Source organism: Geotalea uraniireducens (assembly GCF_027943965.1).
GTDB lineage: Bacteria > Desulfobacterota > Desulfuromonadia > Geobacterales > Geobacteraceae > Geobacter > Geobacter uraniireducens.
The window spans coordinates 1737863-1757124 of sequence record NZ_AP027151.1 but is presented as its reverse complement, the minus strand read 5'-3'; the positions used below and the strand labels follow the sequence as shown (position 1 = coordinate 1757124).

The following is a 19262-nucleotide window of genomic DNA, read 5'->3' as shown; positions in this document are numbered from 1 at the left end:
TCCCACGAAAGGAGACATCATGAACAACACAACCATCAGCAAAGTACTCCAGGGCCTGGTCCTGGTTCATCTCAGCTTCTCCGTCTGGTCCGGCAAGAAGAAACTCCGGCCGGAAGATTTGAAGGGTGCGAATCTGCCACCCGACAAACTCGCCTCTCTCGGGTCAAAGCGCATTTTTGATCCTGATGCCCTCAAGGTGTTCGCCACCCTGAAGCGCCAGGCTGAACGCGCCTGCGAAGAGGTAGGAGTCAGATTCCTTGGTGGCTACGCCATTCCAGAGGAAAAACTGGCTCCCCTGATGGAGAAGATGGAACAGGTCGAACAGAGCTTTGCCACGGCAAAGACGAATTTCCTGTCGGCATACGACGACAACCTCAAGGACTGGCTCGCCGAAGCCGGTGAGTGGTCCGAAATCGTCGCCCGCGCTGTTGAACCTGCCAATCGTGTCGCAGAACGGCTCTCCTGCGGCTTCACCGCTTTCAAGGTGGAAGCCCCCGGAGTAACTGCTTCTGCGGTACAACCGCTGGAACGTCAGGTTGGCGGCCTTGCGGATCAACTGATCCATGAAATCGGCGCCCTGGCAAAATCAACCTGGGAAGAATCGTACCGAGGCCGCACTTCCGTTACTCGGAAGGCATTGCGCCCCCTCAAGGCGATCCTCGACAAACTCTCCAGCCTCAGCTTCGTTGGCCCTGACAAGATCAGTGGCCTCGTTGCCAACGTACATGCAGCGCTCGCCACCGTACCCAGATCCGGTCCGGTCACCGGAGCAACCCTGATGGGGCTGGTCGGAGTATTGTGCGAGCTGTCCGACATTGCCGGTTTCATCACGACCGAGGAACGGGAAGAAATGCTGCAACCGCTCCCCGAACCTGAAGTCGAACCGGCACTATCTGCACATCTTCCACCAAAGACCGTAACGATCATGCCGCAGCCGGTACAGCAGATTGAAGCGCCGGCTGTCTGGTTCTGGTAAGGAGTCGCCATGAAAACACGACCTCTTGCCCTGATCGCCAAAGTCCTTGGCCGGAAATACGATGTCACTGTAACCATTGCCGGACAGGTTGCCTGCACCAGCGGGAAGGAAATCACTATCCCGGTCGTGTCAGGCCCCCATGCCGAAGCGCTTGCCCATGGCTATATCGATCATGAAGCGGCGCATGTCCGGTACACCGATTTTTCCGTTCGTCTCACGAACGATTTCGCGGGGGATCTGCTCAACATCCTGGAAGATGTGAGGATCGAGCAGGCAATCGGCCAGGAATATCCCGGCTGTATCGCCAATCTCCGCGAGCTGACCCGTCTTCTGGTTGAACAGGAAGGCGTATTCAGACCAGACCCGTCCCATCCATCCCAAAGCATCCTCGCCTGGATCATGGCCGTGATCTACATGGCAGTACTTGGTCATGACTCGTTGCGGCAAACCAGGGACAGAGCCGAACCATTGGTCCGGCAGGCTCTGGGGAGAAACTTCGATCAGGCGTTGTTGCTATTGGATCGGGTCGGGGCACTTACATCGACCCGAGAAGCAGCGGCGCTCCGGGATGAACTGATGAAGCTCATCCGCGACTCTGCACACCAACAACCGAAAAACGGGCAACCCCGGCCTTCCCAAAGTCAATCCGGCAATCACGGAGATAAAAACGACGGGACAGGCAGTGATCATTCCCGGCAACAGAATGGAACTGGCAGTAACGGTAGTCAACAGGTACAGAACAGGGATAAGCAGCAAATCTCCTCACAGCCTGCCGGCTCCGGACAGGATAAATCATCCGGACACTCTTCTCGGGGACAATCCGGGGCGTCTGATTCACCATCCCAGGAATCTGTCCGCCAGGCATTAGCGGAAGCTTTGTCCGGCAAGAGTGTCGGCTCCTTCGGGAACGTGGGAGAAAAACTGGCCGAACTGCTCTGCCAGAATGCTACCGAAAGTTCATTCAACGGGACAGCCGCAGCAGCACCACGACTGCCAACAGCCCATTCACTGAATCATACCGGCGGATACGATGATCTTTCAGCGCTTCGTGTCCACACGGCAGCTTTGCGGGCCCGGCTTCAGGGGCTTGTCCAAGCATCGAAACAGAAACGATCCACCCCGGTCAGCGTCGGGCACCGACTGGATTCCCGTGTACTGACACGACTTCGTGTCTGCGACACCAGGGTATTTACCAGGAAAGAGGAAAAACGGGCGGTCAATACGGCTGTCTGCATGCTTCTGGATAGTTCCGGAAGCATGGGCAACACTACCGTCCTTAACAAGATGGGCATCGCATCCCGCGCCTGTTTCGTGGCGGCGGAGGCCCTCTATTCCATCCCCGGCGTCCGTACGGCGATTGCCACCTTCAAGGGTCATGACAACTGCGTCTTCCCCATGGTCGGTTTCGGGGAAAAGCCTGATCACAGCAGATTCAACATTACCGGTTCCGGCGGCACCAGGCTCGGCCATGCTCTTTGGTGGGCATGGGGAGAACTCTGTCTGCGCCGGGAGACACGCAAGATCTGTATCGCCTTCTCCGATGGCGACACCGGCGATAGCCCTGTCACTCAAGCCGCTATCAATCGCATGAGGGAGTCGGGAATCGAGGTGATCGGGATAGGTATTCAGGACAGCAGCATCAAACAGTACCTACCCGACAACTACCGGATCATCAAGAGCCTCGACCAGTTCACCCCGGCGCTGCTGGAACTGTTGCGGGAAAAACTGGTCGCATAACACTCACAACTGCCAACCCGTCGGGGATGCGGATATTCCCCATCTGGGGGATATCCGCCTTCTCCACGAGATAAGGAGGACATCAATGGCAAAACCTAGATCACGTAAGGAGATGATTGCGTTTCTCGCAACCCACCAGCGCTACGACACCATGTCCAGCTGGAACAGGGGGACATCATTCTCCCGCAACATCAAACTCCACCGCATTCAGTTTCCCGATAATGAGACCCGCAACCGAGCATGGGATCTGCTGGACGTAGAAGATGCGTTCGTGGAATTCGACAATACCATCGCTGGATTCAACGCCCGCAACGACTACCGCTACCAGATTCACCGCAACGGTCGCAGCGGGGGGTACCTGGTGCTGTACCGTGGCGGCAGGAAGGACACCGGCTACAAGTCGTACTGTCCCGCCTGCGGCCAGAGAAACTACCGGATAGCGGAGGAAGGTCACGACCTGTGCGGTGTCTGCAAACACCCGCGCCGCAACTACTCCCACCCCGTTATGACGGCATACACCTCCGGTGAATCGATTGGCGAGCCTTCCGGCGACTACGATGACTGGGACACCTCAAGCCTCAAGGAACTGGTTGATATCGTCTGGGACTTCGACAGAACTGTCGATGCCGCAATCAGGACGTTCATCGACTTCACTCTGCACAACGAGGCTGCCGAGGAAACCATCATGGTCCCTCGCACGGTCAAGGTAAGCCGTCCGGTGGAGGGTATGTCATGACTGAAAATAATCATATCGTAAAGCGCCTCATCATCCCCATGCACGACAACAGCGAGTTCTTTTCCGAGAATGCTGACTACGCCGTCATCGATCTTGACGCCGCCCTCATCGAGCGGATCAAGAAGCTGGCGGTGGTCGTGAGGCAGATGAAGGCCTACAAGATCAGCGAATTCAACTGTGCCTGCGATTTCAGGACCGCCGACTGGGATGCCGAGCCGGACGACGGCAAGGTTGCCATGAAGGAGTTTGAGGGGCGGATGGAGTGTTCCACTCTGAACGTCACCGACAGCGATTTCTTCTGGTCGGGCTACTACAAGCACACCGATGTCCGGTGGGAAACCGACACGGTGCTGATCAAGTCGCTCGATGAACCGGACGTCCTGGATGAACGGGAAGCGTGCGGAGAAGAGGAGGTCGCAGCATGAGCCTTCTTGAACGAACAACAGACGAACCGACCAACGAGGATCGTGCCAACAGGATCGACACGGTCATGCAGGCCTACTGTCTGACCCTCGAAGGACGGGATTTCGATGGCGACGAAGACGACGTGAAGGATCTGCTCACCGACCTGATGCACTTCTGTGAGCGGATGGAGATCGATTTTGAAGAGAATCTCCGCGTCGCCCGCAACAACTACAACCATGAACGGCTCGCGGAGCATGGCGATACCGGCCAGCTCGGCTGCCCGGTGTGCGGCTGCTTTCTGGAAGTCACCTGTACCGACACCCTGTTGGGGATCGACCGGAAGCTGTACGACTGCCAGGAATGCGACGAGACCTTCATCCGGGAGCTGAACTCCCCGGACAGCCCACTCCAGCGTGCCGTCAAATGTGTCGGCTGCGGCAACATGATTTCGCAGGCCTCGACGCGCATCCTGTACCAGCGGGACGACTACGCCCACTTCATCGGCGAGTGCTGCTGGGACGAACGGCTGCGTGACTGAAAGGAGGCTGACAATGACCCTGAACGCGACATTGCAGGCGGCACGGGATATGGGCGTTCCGGAGCGCTACGCGGTAATGCGCCGGCTGGCCTTCCTGCAGCCGCAGATCAAACATCTGGAACGGGAGATCTGGGGAGCGCGACGGCGGATAGATCGCAGTCGCGACCCGCTGATCAAGGCCCTGTCCGAATCCTTCATCAGAGACCAGGAAAAGGAGCTGCGCCCCATGAAACGGGAAGCGACGGAGCTCCTGAACCATGTCAACGGCAAGGAGACGGTGCAGGCGCCAGGCGGAATCACCCCGGAGATGATCGATCAGGCCCGGCAGTATCCCATAAGCAGCATCATCGAATTCTCCAAGGGACGGTACCGCTGCTGTCCGTTTCACGAGGACCGCAATCCGTCCATGGCCCTGTACGAGAACCATGTCCACTGTTTCGTCTGCAACCGGACTTGGGATTCGATCAGTGCCACGATGGCGCTGGATGGCGTGACCTTCCGGGAAGCCGTACTGGCTCTCCAGAGCTGAACATAATCTATCTCAAACCCTGTGGGGGCGATGACTGCCCCCCAGGGGGAAGTCCGCCCCCGCTATCGGAGGAGGACATGAATCTCAACCTATTCGGTGAACCGGTACCGCCGGTCACCAAACGAATTATGGTGCGCTCAATCGAGGCTCGCTACAGAAACGAAGTCGTGCGTGACGATGCCCCGGAGTGGGTATCGATGCGCTTCACGAAACCAGAACAGGTCTATGAGATGTTTCGGGATCTCCGGCGTGAGACAAAGGAGCATTTCGTAGTGTTGCATCTCGACGGCAAGAACCGGATCGTCTGTTTCGACCGGGTCTCCATCGGTTCGCTCAACCAGGCCATCGTTCATCCTCGGGAGGTGTTCAAGACGGCATGTCTGTCCAATGCAGCGGCCATCCTGCTTGTGCACAACCATCCGACCGGTGATCCGAATCCCAGCAGCGAAGATATCGCCATCACCAAGCGTCTCAAGGAGAGCGGCGACATCCTCGGCATCCGGGTGCTGGATCACATCATCGTCGGTGATGACGAGTTCCTAAGCTTTGTCGAACAGGGACTTTTGTAAATAGGGAGGGAGCGGCGCTTCATGCGCTCTCCCTCGGCTCTTCCCCCCGGCTCAAGAGGGTTCCCTAGAGTCACCGTTCCGGCGGTGGTTGTAGGGAGCCCTTTTGGGCCACCAACAAAACTACAAGGGGGATAGAGTCATGTCAGTCAGAGCACGTATCAACGGTAGGGAATTCACGCTGAGCTGGGAGGAATTTGAGAAGGCGCTGCACCGGAACAACATTGCCGGTGGCGAATTTGAGGTTCTTGCCATATATGCCGGCGGGAGACCCTGCTAGCATCTTCAGACCAGATACCCGTCCGGCCTGGATAGAGGCGACCCAAGTGGTCGCCTTTTTTCATTTGCGCATTTCCTAGAAAGCGTCTCCCCTTTCACACTTTCTTAATGTCATCTGTGCGCATTTTAACACCTTCTTTAGGTTCGAAGAAGTATGGTTACAGTGTCTGAATAATGCGTGGAGGGATAAGTATGAAAATTATCGAAGCAATTATACGCCCGATAAAATTGGAAGCTGTCAAAAATGCTTTACGGCAAATTGGCATCAAAGAATTTATGGAAAGCTCTCTTGTTTGCCATGGACGTCATAAGGGTCAGTGGACGATTTGCCGAGGGACAAGTTATCTATCTAATATCGTTGAAAAAGTGAAGCTTGAATTTTTTGCATCCGATGACTTAGTGGCAAGAATCGTTGATATAATTGGAACAGTAGCTCGCACTGATAAGGCCAAGGATTGCCGAATCTCAATATTGCCATTAACAGTAATTGCCTAGTCACACTGTTTTATTCATTGGCAGATGAACTAAAGAAATCTGGAGAACATTATGGAAAAGTTTGAATGGTTACAGACTGCACTGTACTTTGCAGTACTGCTGGCAGCGGTCAAGCCGCTGGGTGGCTTCATGGCCCGTCTCTTCCAAGGGGAACGGACCCTGCTTACCCCGATACTCGGACCAATTGAGCGAGTTATCTACCGCATCTGCGGTGTTCAGTCCGAGGAGGAGATGGGATGGCAGCGCTACGCCGGGTCCATGATCCTCTTCAACCTAGTGCTATTCATGTCGCTCTTCGTACTCCTGATGACCCAGCACCTTCTGCCGCTCAATCCACAGAAGGTCCCGGCCTTTACCTGGCAACTGGCGCTCAACACCGCCATCAGTTTCGTCACCAACACCAACTGGCAAGCATATGTCGGGGAACAGGCCGCCAGTTACTTCACCCAGATGGTGGGGCTGGCAACCCACAACTTCGTGTCCGCCGCCACCGGCATCGCCGTGGCGATCGCCGTGATCCGTGGCTTTGCCCGGCGACGCACCTCACAACTTGGCAACTTCTGGGTGGATATGACGAGGTGTACACTCTATGTCCTGCTGCCGATCTCATTGGTTGCAGCGATACTGCTGGTCTCCCAGGGAGCGATCCAGAATTTCAAGGCATACAAGACTGTGTCTCTGGTGCAGGCCGTCACCTACGACAAGCCAAAGCTTGATGACAAAGGCAATCCGCTCAAGGATGTCAAGGGGAACCCGGTCACCGAGAGTGTAACAGCTAAAGAAGTAACCATCCCCATGGGGCCGGTGGCCTCCCAGGAGGCGATCAAGGAGTTGGGGACCAACGGCGGCGGCTTCTTCAACGCAAACTCGGCTCACCCCTACGAGAATCCTACCCCATTCTCCCATATGCTGGAGATCCTGCTCATCCTCCTTATCCCTGGCAGTCTCACCTACACATTTGGGGTTATGGTGGGTAATACCCGCCAAGGGTGGGCGATACTCGGGGTCATGCTTTTCCTGCTCATAGGTTCGTTTACGGTATTACAATGGGCCGAAGTGAGCGGCAATCCACTGGTGACCAAGCTCGGCGTGTCCGGTGTCAACATGGAAGGCAAGGAACTCCGCTTCGGGCTGGCCGGCACCAACCTTTTCGAGGTAGCCACCACCGGCACCTCTTGTGGCGCCGTGGCTGCCATGCACGACTCATTGACCCCGCTGGGCGGTATGATCCCCTTAAGCCTCATACTGCTGGGCGAGATCGTCTTCGGTGGGGTCGGTTCCGGGCTCTACACCATGCTCGCCTTTGCCGTGATCGCCGTCTTCGTCTCCGGCCTCATGATTGGCCGCACTCCGGAATACCTGGGCAAGAAGATTGAGGTTCGGGAGATGTGGATGTCCATCGTCACGGTGCTCATCGCCGGGGTCACGGTCCTCATACTCTCGGCCATTGCCATGCTCACCCCATCAGCCGTGGCCTCCATGGCCAATCCCGGAGCACATGGTCTCAGCGAGGTCCTCTACGCCTTCGCCTCCATGGCCAACAACAACGGCAGCGCCTTTGCCGGGCTGAACGCCAACGTAAACTTCTATAACCTGTGGGGATCATTGGCCATGATCATCGGCCGCTATGTCCCGGCGGTGGCGATGCTAGCCATGGCTGGGGCTCTTGCTGAGAAGAAGTACGTGCCGCCGAGCCTGGGAACCCTGCCGACCGACAAGGTGCCGTTCGCTCTCTGGCTCACATTGGTAATCCTGATCGTCGGTGCTCTTACCTTTTTCCCCGCTCTGTCGCTGGGACCGATTGTTGAACACCTGACCATGCTGGGAGGTAACTAGAAATGTCTGTACACAAACCCGAACCGGTATCTATTTTCGACAAGCAAATCGTTGGTCCAGCGCTGGTCTCATCGCTCAAAAAGCTAAATCCGATTGAACTCTGGCGCAACCCGGTGATGCTGTGCGTAGAAATTGCCAGCGTCATCACCCTAATCACCTTCATCCTGTCTCTCACCGGGGCAAACAAGGAACCGGCTTGGTTCACCGGTCAAGTCTCTGTCTGGCTCTGGTTGACGGTGATCTTTGCAAACTTTTCAGAATCACTGGCTGAAGGACGGGGGAAAGCCCGAGCGGCAAGTCTCCGTTCCTCTCGCACCAGCGTCAGCGCCAAACTGCTCTCGAAACCGGAATTCGACAGCGCCTTCACCACCGTAGGTGCAAGCCAGCTGCGCAAGGGTGATGTGATCCTGGTGGGAGCTAACGAGATCATCGCCGGTGACGGCGACGTCATCGCTGGTGCGGCCCTGGTCAATGAGGCTGCGGTAACCGGTGAGTCAGCACCGGTAGTACGGGAGTCGGGTGGCGATCGAAGTGCGGTTACCGGTGGCACTACAGTGATTGCCAACTCGATCATTGTCCGCATCACCGCCAACCCGGGAGAGACCTTCCTCGACCGGATGATCGGCCTCATCGAGGGTGCCAAACGGCGCAAAACTCCCAACGAGATCGCTCTTGAGGTGCTGCTTATCGCGCTGACCCTGGTGTTCCTGCTGGTCTGCATCAATATCAGCCCGCTCTCCATCTACAGCGTCAAGGCCGCTGGCCAGGGGACACCAGTGTCGCTGACGGTTTTGACCGCCCTGTTCGTCTGCCTGGCGCCCACCACCATCGCCGCGCTGTTGCCAGCCATCGGCATTGCCGGCATGGACCGGCTGTTCCAGAAGAACGTCATCGCCCTCTCCGGCCGGGCCATCGAGGCCGCCGGCGATGTCAACGTCCTTCTTCTGGACAAGACTGGTACCATTACCCATGGTAACCGGGAGGCAGTGGCATTCGTTCCGGTGGGAGGGCACACGGAGCAGGAATTGGCAGAAGCGGCTTTTACAGCATCTCTGGCCGACGAAACTCCAGAGGGTCGAAGTGTCGTGGCGCTTGCGCGAGAAAAATTCGGTCTGAAAAAGTCTGATGCCATGCCGGCTGATGCTGAAGTGATCGAATTCAGCGCAGAGACCAGGCTTTCCGGGATCAACACAGGTGGCAATCAATACCGTAAGGGTGCGGCAGATTCGACCATTGCCTTTGTAAAAAAGAATGGCTGCATCAACATTCCAGCTAACCTTTCAGACGTTGTGGATACTATAGCAAGAGCAGGTGCGACACCCTTAGTAGTTTGTAAAGGATGTGAAATTCTTGGTGTTATAAATCTGAAAGATATTGTTAAGGCGGGAATCCAAGAGCGGTTTCTGCAACTGCGCAGCATGGGGATCAGAACCGTCATGATCACCGGCGACAACCCGCTCACTGCCGCGGCCATCGCCGCCGAGGCCCAGGTGGATGACTTCCTTGCTCAGGCCAAGCCCGAGGACAAGTTGCGTTTGATCAAGGAGAACCAGGAGGCGGGCTTCATGGTGGCAATGACCGGCGACGGCACCAACGATGCCCCGGCCCTGGCCCAGGCCGACGTTGCCGTAGCCATGAATACCGGCACCCAGCCGGCCCGGGAAGCGGCCAACATCATCGACCTGGACTCCAACCCCACCAAGCTCCTGGACATCGTGGAGGTGGGGAAACAAATCCTCATGACCCGCGGGAATCTGACCACCTTCAGCATCTCAAACGATGTGGCAAAATACTTTGCCATCATCCCGGCCATGATGCTTTCGGTATATCCTCAGCTCGGAGTCTTGAATGTCATGCACTTGGCCACACCATTGTCGGCAATCCTGTCGGCGGTCATCTTCAACGCCATAATTATCCCCTTACTCGTGCCACTGGCACTCAAGGGAACGAAATTCCGCCCCATGCCGGCTGAGAAACTGCTTATCCACAACCTGCTGCTCTACGGCGTCGGCGGGATCATCGCACCGTTCGCGGGGATTAAAATCATCGACATGTGCGTTGCCATGTTCGTGTAAGGAGCGAAACCATGAAAGATATCAAGTCAGCCATTTTGTTGTTTGTCGTGTTCACCATCATTTGCGGAGGTATCTATCCCCTGGCGGTCACGGGCATCGCCCAGGCAGTTTTTCCGAAACAGGCTAACGGCAGCCTGATCGTCGGCAAGGACGGCAAGGAGATTGGCTCAAGCCTTATCGGCCAGCCGTTCTCCGATCCCAAGTACTTCTGGCCTCGGCCGTCGGCCACTTCGGACTTCAGCAACAACCCCATGGGATCAAGCGGATCCAACAGCGGCCCCACCAATCCAGACTATCTCAAGACCGTTGGCGACCGGGTGAAAGCGCTCCGCGACACCGGCGTGATCGGCCCGATTCCGGCGGATCAGGTCCAGGCCTCCGGCAGCGGTCTAGATCCGCATATCTCACCTGAATCGGCTGTCATGCAAATTCCTCGCGTGGCCAAGGCCAGGGGCATAAGTGAAGAAACACTTATAAAGCTTGTTAAAACCCATACCGAAGGACGTCAATTGGGGTTCCTGGGGGAACCACGAGTGAATGTACTCAAGCTGAATCTGGAATTGGAGGGGGTAACGGTACTCTAACAGTGAAAAATTGCCTGCCTAGAGTGCTGGTGGTATCATTTGGTACCATTAAACTATCTCATCTGGAGGTGTCGTATGAATATAAAACAACATAAAATTTGGGGGTTAACAATAGCTCTTGGGGTAATATTCTCAATTGGTGGTATCACCCAGATTGCTGAAGCTGTCTCCTATCCAATATCAGAAGAACATCAGCAACTAACAGAGAAATCATCTGTGAAAGTTGGGGGAATTGTGTACCTGTTTCACAGTGGCACACCCGATGTCATTAATGCATTTGGGCATAACGGAATACTTACCGTAATTGGAAAAAGGCAGGGTAAAACTAAGACTGTCGGCAAGCTAAAAGTGCTTTTGAGTATTGGTGAATACTATCTGAAAGCAGAAGTCATCGAAGGTGAGGTTAGGCATGATGACATTGCCAAGTATGAGAATGCTTCTAGTCTTGTAATTTTAGAGGGAGAAATGTTGAAGTATTAACATAGTCACGCTTTCAATGATCTCAAACCCTGATGACATACGCCCCTCCCCGGAGGCGATGCTGAAATTGGCACAAGCGGAAGAATCTGCGACTAGTCGAGGGAAGCTCAAAATTTTCCTCGGCTATGCTGCTGGTGTAGGCAAGACATATGCCATGCTGGAAGCGGCACGTCAGCGCAAGTTGGATGGACGCGACGTTGTCGTCGCATATGTGGAATCCCATGGACGGCAGGAGACCGATGCTCTGCTGGATGGGCTAGAACAACTACCAAAGGCAATGATAAGCTACATGGGTGTTCAGTTGCCGGAGCTTGACATCGATGCCACACTTGAACGCGCCCCCCAGATTGCTCTTGTCGATGAGCTTGCCCACACCAATGTTTCAGGTTCCCGCCACGAAAAACGTTGGCAGGATGTCGAAGAACTGCTGGATGCCGGGATTGATGTCTATACCACGGTCAACGTACAACATTTTGAGAGTCTGAATGACATTGTCACCCAGGTTACCGGGATCAAGGTCAAGGAAACCGTGCCCGATAGGCTGTTGGACGAGGCCTTTGATATCAAGCTTGTTGACATCCCCCCCGATGAACTCATGCAGAGGCTGCGCGAAGGGAAGATCTATATCCCTGAACAGGCAACCAAGGCTATGGAAAAATTTTTCCGCCCTGGCAACCTCATGGCCCTGCGTGAACTATCAATGCGGCGCGCCGCAGCCCGTGTAGATGAAGAAGTACGCGCCTATATGGAAGCAAGCGCCATTGAAGGCCCATGGCCAGTGGCAGAGCGTCTGCTGGTCTGCGTCAGTGGTTCACCTTATAGCGAGAAGCTTATTCGTACTACTCGCCGCTTGTCAGACGAGATGAAAGCCCCATGGCATACGGTGTATATCGAGACTCCCGGTGGAGGCAAATATCTTCAGGAAAACCGCCAGCGTGTCTGGCGCGATCTTCGTCTTGCCGAGACTCTTGGTGCTCAGACAGCGACCATGACTGCCACGTCAGTCGCTGATGCGCTTATTGAGTACGCCAATAAGCATCATGTAACCAAGATCGTTGTCGGCAAGCCATCAAAACCGCGGTGGCGGGAACTTCTTGCCACCCCACTGGTTGACCGGATTATTCGCCTTAGTGGCGAAATCGATGTCTATGTCGTTAGCCTGGGAGCACCAGAACCCACGTCAACGCAAAGAGCGTTACCTGCCACTAAGAAATATATTCAGTGGTCCGATCTCTTGAGAAGTTTCGCTTTGGTTGCAGCAGCAACTGCTGTTTCAGAACTTCTTTATCAATTCTTTTCGCCGACCAATTTGGTCATGATTTATCTGCTGGCTGTTGTTCTTGCTGCAACACGTCTTGGCCAGCGCCCAGCTATGATGACTGCATTCTTCGGTGTGTTGGCATTCGACTTCTTTTTTGTCCCACCCCGCTTCTCATTTGCTGTGAGTGATTCGGAATACCTGCTTTCATTCGCAGCTCTCTTTGTCGTCGGCATAGTCATTGGCAAGCTCGTTTCCCAATCACGCGAGCGTGCAGAAGTGATCAGGGAAAGAGAAATGCAGACAGCCAGCCTGTACTACCTTAGTAGAGACTTGTCTGCAGCATCGGATGTGCAAAGCGTCTTGAACGCTATGATAAAAAATATCGAAAGCAGCCTTGAAGCGAATCTTGCAATTCTTTTGCCTGAGGGCGAGCGGATGGAGATTAAAGCTTCCACTACATCCATAAATCTTGACCTTAAGGAACTTGCTGTTGCCGACTGGGCATACCGAAATCGTCAACCGGCCGGTAAGGGTACTGATACGCTGATCTCCGCCGAATATCTCTATGTGCCGATGTCAACGGGAGAAAATGTTCTGGGTGTACTGGGAATAGGTTTTGCGGACCAGGCTGCATATACGTCGCCTGACATCCGGAAACTGCTCAATGCATTCGTAACTCAGGCTGCATTAGCTGTTGAGCGGGTTATGCTGGTGGCTCAGGCAGAACAAACAAAAATTCATCAGGCTCGCAGCAACCTGGAAAGGGCACTTCTGAATTCGATTTCCCACGATCTGCGCACTCCTTTAGTAACGATAAGCATGGCTCTCGACAACATGTGGGAAAGTGGTAGTAAACTTACGGAGGCGGCGCGAACGAAGCTCATAAGCGCAGCAAGAGGTGAAGCACAACGATTGAACCGCTTCGTAGGCAATCTGCTTGATATGACGCGCCTGGAAGCCGGAGCAGTCAAGTTGAAAAAGATTCCGTGTGAAGTCCAGGAGTTGATTGGCTGCTCATTGGCTGCGCTGGAACAGAGAATTGGTGACAGGGTTATTACCGTTGACGCTCCATCTGACTTGCCGCTCGTTATGATGGATCTTTCTCTTATGATACAAATGATGGTTAACCTGATCGAAAACGCCCATAAATATTCTCCTGTAGATAAACCAATTGAGATCAAGGCCCGATGCGCCATGGAATTCTTATGTCTTCAGGTTTCTGATTACGGTCAAGGGGTTCCACAGTCAGAACTTAACAAGATTTTTGATAAGTTTTATCGCATTCCGGTTCCTGAAGGTGCGGGAGGGACCGGGTTAGGGCTGGCTATTTGTAAAGGAATCGTTGAAGCACATGACGGAGAGATTGTGGCAACGATGCATGAGGGGGGAGGATTGCGCATTTCTGTTATACTGCCTGTAGGAAAGGAAAGCTCATTCAATGAAGAATACTAGCACTTCTCATGTGCCGAGAATTCTCATGGTTGATGATGAAATAGCAATCCTGAGAATGTTGGAGGCAACACTTGACACAGGAGATTACTCGTTGCATCAGGCCGAAACCGGCCATGCTGCTTTAGCTGCGGCTGTAGCCGTCAAGCCTGACATTATCCTGTTGGATCTCGGACTCCCGGACATGGATGGCGTAGAAGTTATCAGACGGATCAGGGAGTGGTCCCAAGTGCCAATTATTGTACTTTCAGTACGTGAGCAGGAAGACGACAAGGTTGGCGCACTAAATGCTGGTGCCGATGACTACCTGACTAAACCGTTCGGTGTCGCTGAACTCCAGGCAAGGATTCAAGCAGCATTGAGACGTACACTTCAGCAAGCACCAGAGCCGGTTTATACATTTGGAGATCTTGAGATAAATCTGCCCCTCCGCAAAGTATTGGTAGCCGGCAGTGAAATATCATTAACACCAACGGAATACGGTATTTTGAGATTACTGGCCACACATGCAGGTAAAGTACTGACCCACCATCAAATTTTAAAGCAAATATGGGGCACGACATATACAGACCAGCAGAATATCTTGAGAGTTAACATTAGCCATCTTCGACAGAAAATAGAATCTGATGCTTCAAGACCCAAATATATCATTACCGAGCCTGGTGTTGGATATCGACTTAAAACAGGTTGAATGGATAAATGGTCTCTCGTCTTAACGAATTATTAACGAGTTAACCACTCAATTTCACACCTTATTTATGCCTCCCCTGATAGCTTGATATAAAAGCTGTGCGTGCCAGGGGGGCTATGATGAAAGCGTATATGTTTGATCTTGAGAGTGGAATGTATCAGGGGGAAGTTTACGAGGATGCGAATCTAATGAAATATGTTGATGGGATAACAACGATTCCTCCCTTGCAATATGGTGACGATGAGGTTGTAGTTTTTGACCAGAATGAACAAAAATGGTCTGTAAAAACAATCTCCGAGATGCGCAAGATATTAGGAATAGTGACGTAATGAAGTCTATTAGAAATACTCAACACAACCTACACACTATCTTACGCAAAGTTTTCTCAGCCTGTCCCCCGATAAATTTCATCAAGGCATCGCTCTTATTGCCCCCCCTTGAAGAGCTGCGAACGGGAGGCATCAATCCTCTTCGCCAGATCTACAATGCGGGTATACGGCGGCACGATAGACCGAAAAGTTACCCGCGTCCCTCGACTACAGCCAGCGCCCAGCTCAGCGATCCGACATATCGGGCATTAATGGCCAGCAACTCCGCTCCGAGCGGGTTCTTTGGCTCCGTGGGTTTTCCATAATCATCGGAATTAGCAGTCACGAAGCAAATGGAACCTGCAAAGCCTTTGGTTCGCAGCGTTCGTCCTACATCAAGAAAAGCTTCATAGATTTGACAGTCCTTTGCCTCCTGCTTGCCGCGACCTGCTGGAGCTAGACATCTAATGACCCTGTTCATGGCATTGACACTGTGCGATTCGACTATCTTTACCTTCTGCGAAACGGAAACCAATTGCCTTGAAAGGTTTTCAAGATGCTCTGAAAGCTTGAGGTGTTCGATGCGGTGCCCGACTTCGTGTGTCCTGCCGTAGACAATATCGACAGCATCGACAAGCCGGGACCGAAGCCTCTCGATTTTTTTAGATTCCCTTTCCAGCTCGGTTTTCACGGTGTCGAGATTAGCAGTCCATTCACCATGGACTGTTTCATTCGTCACAAGCCATACACCAGGGGTTGGCTGTCCGTTCAGCCTTATCAAGGCCAATGCCGCTGAAATTTCTTCCACGGCAATTGTCTCCCGGCATGGAGCGCGGAGCACATCCAGTATGGTGCATGTGTCGAGAAACAGAACCGGCGCTGGCCTGGCTGTAATGGCGGCACATACCTCGTCAACTTCGATGTACATGGTTATTTGCCTTCTTTATAATCAAGAAGACCAATCGCAAATTCGTACTCGATTGCAAGGTCATGAGCCCTGTCCTCTGACCACCCATCCTCCATCAATGAATGAATCAGCAAGTCAGTATCGAGAGAGATATGCTTCCTCTGCACGGCGATAAGAAAATCAAACCAGCGATTCCGATCACACGGATGAGCGCTCCCGGTAGATTTATTCGCCAACACTGAAAAATTATGGAGTAACACTGCCACATCTTCACCCACAACATCCTTCAGGAACACTACGTCTCCTGACAATTCGGCTGTTACCGGGAGGCCTGCGATAGACGGGCGCACAATGGTGTCGAGGAAGTTTTCCAGGATCTTGTTGTACTGATCATGGGAAAGCTGGCTGCTATCAAGGGGAATAATGTTCGGGACGTACCAGGTGTCGCCCTCTTTCTGAAACAAGGAAAGTCCTGCCCTTTCAAGACCATCACCTGCCGTATGTTCAAAGCTAAAGGCTTTCTCCCCCATTGAACCGGCATCTTTTTCACGATCCAATGCACGGTGCCAATGGTCGCCACATTGAGCAGTGAACTGTTCAATAAGATCTTTAATCCTGGCACCATTCAGCCTGATATACAAATCGCGAAAAACTTTCATTTCCTGTTCCTTCCCTTTGTTCCTTCAACGTAAACAGATCTACCGAAATTCAGCTTCTGTGTGAATAGATATACTCTTGCAAGCCTTGCTCAATGTTGGATCGAAAGTATTCCTCGCTGAGCCTGGGATCAAGCTTGAAGCCTGGCGACAAGGTCAGTCCCGAAGTTTGTAGGAGGCGCTCCGCAGACACCGCACGCTCGGTAACATCGAGAAAAGGAAGTGTCTTGATTGCCGCTGAATCGAACGTGCAAAGAGTAAGATCTTCCTGTCTGACTAGAACTGCAAGTGATTCGATCTCGCCAGCGTGAACAGCTTGCTGACGCAACGGCGGCAACCGGCGAAGAACATCCTGCATCTCTTCGGGGGTTGCCGTAGTCTCAATCACACGACGGGTTTCAATATACTGCTGACGAAAATCAACCTGAAATTTCTGTCCACCTCTGCGGAAAAACTTTACCTCATCGACCACAGTCGAGGCGACATGCAGTTCATGCATGGCAACGAGCCTGTCGAACACATCGATTTCGAGTAGTTTGATGATAACATCAGCATCAAGAAGCCATAATTTCAATCGACTCGCCCTCCACCTCACTCAATCCCCGGCATTCAAGAAACTCGTCGATATCTGCACGGTCAATGTCAAGCAGTTCAGAGAATTTGCCCCGCGAGATCAATCCTTTCCGGAGGCATTTTACTGCCAGGAGTGAGAAGCGTTCCGAGGAGGGAGCCTCGATTGCCGCATCCCTTCTGATGCGCCGGTCAATCATGAGCAACTCATCGTTATTTGCCAGTTCATTTGCTTTATCCCACTCGATCAAGCGCATGTTAGCCATTCGATAGAGCAAAGCCTTTGTTGAAACCCCGAATTCCCTTGCAACATCTACTATGTCCGAAAATGAGAGTTTTTGTTCCTTTATCCTCGCATTCAGTTCTTCCCGGACAGCGCTTTCCGGAAGGAGAAGTGTCGAGGCAAAACGCTCGGCCTTTTTCTCGATGTCTTTGAAAAGCACTTCATCCTGTTCAAGATCGGCAGGGTTGAAGGTATTCCAGGTGATGATATGGAAGAGCTCATGGGCAAGCGTGAAATTGATGCGCCAGGGAGCTTCCTCACTATTGACAACAATTGCAGCGCCAAAATCCGGATGTACCGTTGAGGCTGCCGAGCCAAACTCTGACAACTCCACGAAGAGGATCTTGGTTCGCAGTACCTGTTCCATAACCTTCTGGAGAGACAATGCCGGTCTACTCCCCATATTCAGAAGGTTGCTCACCCTGGCCGCAAGCGCATCGACCTGATGGTAATTGCGAATATCTGCCGGGGAAACCGTTATTGCGAGCCCTGTCCCTTCTTCATCCAAGCCCAGGAGCTTTTCAAGTAGATGGTATTCCTCAAACCTGTGCTTGATCGAAGCCTCTATTTCTGCCTTCCTCTCAGATGGTGCTCTTCTCCAGAGGAAATGAACAGCCGGCTGCGGCACATCTTCCCCTACCAGGAGACTGTTCAGGCTGCAGAAATACGTCTTGGCGAACTGGGTCAACTCGCTCGCCTTGACCTCACGATCCCCTTTTTCAATATTACTCAACGTTTGGTAATTACCGAAACCAAGACGCGTTGCAGCTTCGCCGATTGACAGCCCTACGGCTTCTCGGGCCTTTCGCAGTCGCTCAGCCAACTCCATTCTCGACATCAAAATCCCCCCTTTCTGCTATCGATAAATATAATAATATTATACCGCAAAGTCAATAATATAATAAATTATTATATGGCACCTTGACAAAACAAGTCACACACCATATATTGACCATAACAGTATTCACAGCACTATATCTTGTGCGCCAAAAGGAGAATGACCATGCCACGCAAGGAACATCATGTAGTACCAGGTTCAAAGGGAGGTTGGGATGTCGTGAAGCCAGGAGCACAGCGGGTATCGGTGCATACCGAGACAAAGAAAGAGGCAATTGATCAGGGGAGAAGGATCAGCCAAAACCAGGGGAGTGAATTCATCATTCACAACAAGGATGGCAGAATTTCCGGATCAGACAGTCATGGCAACGACCCGTTCCCGCCTAAAGGCTAGCATGCGCCCACGACACAGGAATGAAATCCGGAATAACGATGATGCGCTTCATCTGGAATACCGCAAGCATCTCTGGGAAGCAGGGAAATCGGCGAGCGAGCACACCGACAAGGCTATCCTGACGCTCTCTGCCGGTGCCTTGGCACTTTCGATGACGTTTCTCAAGGACATTGTCCCCCTGAAAGACGTCATCGAACTCCCTTTGATTATTACAGCGTGGGGTGCCTTCGGTAGCTCAATTGCCTGTGTTCTGTTTTCCCAGTACGAAAGCAGAAGAGCTATTGACGTACAAATGCAGCGACTCGAATCGCGGATAGCCCGAGATTTTGAGAGCGCTAATCAGCCGAACTCTCACACCAACCGCACGAACAGGTTAAATATGTACGCCGGTGCCCTTTTCATTACTGGGCTCATTCTCACGATTCTTTTCACAACGTTCAACGTCAGGAGGTACTCGGAAATGAACAATAAGATTGGGACAACTAATGGTAACCGCGGATATGCGCCTGCTCAACTGCCATCCAACCCAAAACCAGGTGCAGGCTACTCGCCGCCAAGCCTGCCAACGCCTTCGACAGGTCAGGGGCCGTCAACGTCCCCGCCGCCGAAGAAGTAGAAAGAATCCTACAGACGGGAATTCTTGGCCTTCTCTTCACGATCAATTAGCCGT

At 53.0% G+C, this 19262-nt stretch carries 20 protein-coding genes and 1 pseudogene; 17 read left to right on the top strand and 4 right to left on the bottom strand.

Annotation, left to right across the window (positions count from 1 at the left end; all coding sequences use genetic code 11):
• Nucleotides 1-19 precede the first annotated feature (19 nt).
• The 15 genes and pseudogenes from QMN23_RS08260 (at nucleotide 20) to QMN23_RS08190 (ending at nucleotide 14966) form a co-directional block, all read left to right on the top strand.
• Nucleotides 20-976: a DUF3150 domain-containing protein gene (locus QMN23_RS08260; RefSeq protein WP_282003321.1), complete on the top strand. Its 957-nt coding sequence runs from the start codon at nucleotides 20-22 to the stop codon at nucleotides 974-976.
• 9 nt (nucleotides 977-985) lie between these two features.
• Nucleotides 986-2713 (top strand): VWA domain-containing protein, encoded by a 1728-nt coding sequence (locus QMN23_RS08255; RefSeq protein WP_282003319.1) that lies wholly within the window; start codon nucleotides 986-988, stop codon nucleotides 2711-2713.
• An 85-nt stretch (nucleotides 2714-2798) separates the two neighbouring features.
• Nucleotides 2799-3449 carry a hypothetical protein gene (locus tag QMN23_RS08250; protein ID WP_282003318.1) on the top strand — a complete coding sequence of 217 codons (651 nt, stop codon included), beginning with the start codon at nucleotides 2799-2801 and terminating at the stop codon, nucleotides 3447-3449.
• Nucleotides 3446-3874, top strand: coding sequence for a hypothetical protein (locus tag QMN23_RS08245; protein WP_282003316.1), 429 nt, complete (start codon nucleotides 3446-3448; stop codon nucleotides 3872-3874). Before QMN23_RS08250 ends, QMN23_RS08245 begins: the two co-directional genes overlap by 4 nt.
• Nucleotides 3871-4392 (top strand): hypothetical protein, encoded by a 522-nt coding sequence (locus tag QMN23_RS08240; protein WP_282003314.1) that lies wholly within the window; start codon nucleotides 3871-3873, stop codon nucleotides 4390-4392. Before QMN23_RS08245 ends, QMN23_RS08240 begins: the two co-directional genes overlap by 4 nt.
• Before the next feature lie 13 nt (nucleotides 4393-4405).
• Nucleotides 4406-4921 carry a CHC2 zinc finger domain-containing protein gene (locus tag QMN23_RS08235; protein WP_282003312.1) on the top strand — a complete coding sequence of 172 codons (516 nt, stop codon included), beginning with the start codon at nucleotides 4406-4408 and terminating at the stop codon, nucleotides 4919-4921.
• A 194-nt stretch (nucleotides 4922-5115) separates the two neighbouring features.
• A pseudogene (gene radC, locus QMN23_RS08230) lies at nucleotides 5116-5490 on the top strand (RadC family protein); the annotation flags it as partial.
• A gap of 468 nt (nucleotides 5491-5958) precedes the next feature.
• Nucleotides 5959-6261, top strand: coding sequence for a P-II family nitrogen regulator (locus QMN23_RS08225; protein ID WP_282003310.1), 303 nt, complete (start codon nucleotides 5959-5961; stop codon nucleotides 6259-6261).
• A 51-nt stretch (nucleotides 6262-6312) separates the two neighbouring features.
• Nucleotides 6313-8097 (top strand): potassium-transporting ATPase subunit KdpA, encoded by a 1785-nt coding sequence (gene kdpA, locus QMN23_RS08220; RefSeq protein WP_282003308.1) that lies wholly within the window; start codon nucleotides 6313-6315, stop codon nucleotides 8095-8097.
• Nucleotides 8098-8099: 2 nt separating this feature from the next.
• Nucleotides 8100-10172, top strand: coding sequence for a potassium-transporting ATPase subunit KdpB (kdpB, locus tag QMN23_RS08215; RefSeq protein WP_282003306.1), 2073 nt, complete (start codon nucleotides 8100-8102; stop codon nucleotides 10170-10172).
• Between the two features lie 11 nt (nucleotides 10173-10183).
• Nucleotides 10184-10756, top strand: a complete 573-nt coding sequence (gene kdpC / locus QMN23_RS08210) for a potassium-transporting ATPase subunit KdpC (protein ID WP_282003305.1) — start codon at nucleotides 10184-10186, stop codon at nucleotides 10754-10756.
• Nucleotides 10757-10831: 75 nt separating this feature from the next.
• Nucleotides 10832-11236: a hypothetical protein gene (locus tag QMN23_RS08205; RefSeq protein ID WP_282003303.1), complete on the top strand. Its 405-nt coding sequence runs from the start codon at nucleotides 10832-10834 to the stop codon at nucleotides 11234-11236.
• Between the two features lie 58 nt (nucleotides 11237-11294).
• Complete coding sequence (locus QMN23_RS08200) at nucleotides 11295-13949, top strand: sensor histidine kinase (RefSeq protein WP_282003301.1); 2655 nt, start codon at nucleotides 11295-11297, stop codon at nucleotides 13947-13949.
• Nucleotides 13936-14637, top strand: coding sequence for a response regulator (locus tag QMN23_RS08195; protein ID WP_282003300.1), 702 nt, complete (start codon nucleotides 13936-13938; stop codon nucleotides 14635-14637). The genes QMN23_RS08200 and QMN23_RS08195 overlap by 14 nt, the downstream gene beginning before the upstream one ends.
• Before the next feature lie 116 nt (nucleotides 14638-14753).
• Nucleotides 14754-14966, top strand: a complete 213-nt coding sequence (locus QMN23_RS08190; protein ID WP_282003299.1) for a hypothetical protein — start codon at nucleotides 14754-14756, stop codon at nucleotides 14964-14966.
• 190 nt (nucleotides 14967-15156) lie between these two features.
• On the opposite strand, the gene QMN23_RS08185 is transcribed toward QMN23_RS08190, so the two are convergent.
• Genes QMN23_RS08185 through QMN23_RS08170 form a run of 4 tightly spaced genes read right to left on the bottom strand, consistent with a single transcriptional unit; the run spans nucleotide 15157 to nucleotide 18199 of the window.
• Entirely contained in the window at nucleotides 15157-15873 is a 717-nt protein-coding gene (locus tag QMN23_RS08185; protein WP_282003297.1) for a PIN domain-containing protein, read from the bottom strand.
• A 2-nt stretch (nucleotides 15874-15875) separates the two neighbouring features.
• Nucleotides 15876-16511, bottom strand: a complete 636-nt coding sequence (locus QMN23_RS08180; RefSeq protein WP_282003295.1) for a hypothetical protein — start codon at nucleotides 16509-16511, stop codon at nucleotides 15876-15878.
• A gap of 49 nt (nucleotides 16512-16560) precedes the next feature.
• Entirely contained in the window at nucleotides 16561-17082 is a 522-nt protein-coding gene (locus tag QMN23_RS08175; RefSeq protein WP_282003294.1) for a hypothetical protein, read from the bottom strand.
• The gene (locus QMN23_RS08170; RefSeq protein ID WP_282003292.1) at nucleotides 17063-18199 is read right to left on the bottom strand and encodes a helix-turn-helix domain-containing protein; all 1137 of its coding nucleotides are present in this window, start codon (nucleotides 18197-18199) and stop codon (nucleotides 17063-17065) included. Before QMN23_RS08170 ends, QMN23_RS08175 begins: the two co-directional genes overlap by 20 nt.
• A 165-nt stretch (nucleotides 18200-18364) precedes the next feature.
• Between QMN23_RS08170 and QMN23_RS08165 the strand changes: the two genes are divergently transcribed.
• The gene (locus QMN23_RS08165; protein WP_282003291.1) at nucleotides 18365-18592 is read left to right on the top strand and encodes a DUF2188 domain-containing protein; all 228 of its coding nucleotides are present in this window, start codon (nucleotides 18365-18367) and stop codon (nucleotides 18590-18592) included.
• Nucleotides 18561-19208 carry a hypothetical protein gene (locus tag QMN23_RS08160; protein WP_282003289.1) on the top strand — a complete coding sequence of 216 codons (648 nt, stop codon included), beginning with the start codon at nucleotides 18561-18563 and terminating at the stop codon, nucleotides 19206-19208. Before QMN23_RS08165 ends, QMN23_RS08160 begins: the two co-directional genes overlap by 32 nt.
• Nucleotides 19209-19262 lie beyond the last annotated feature (54 nt).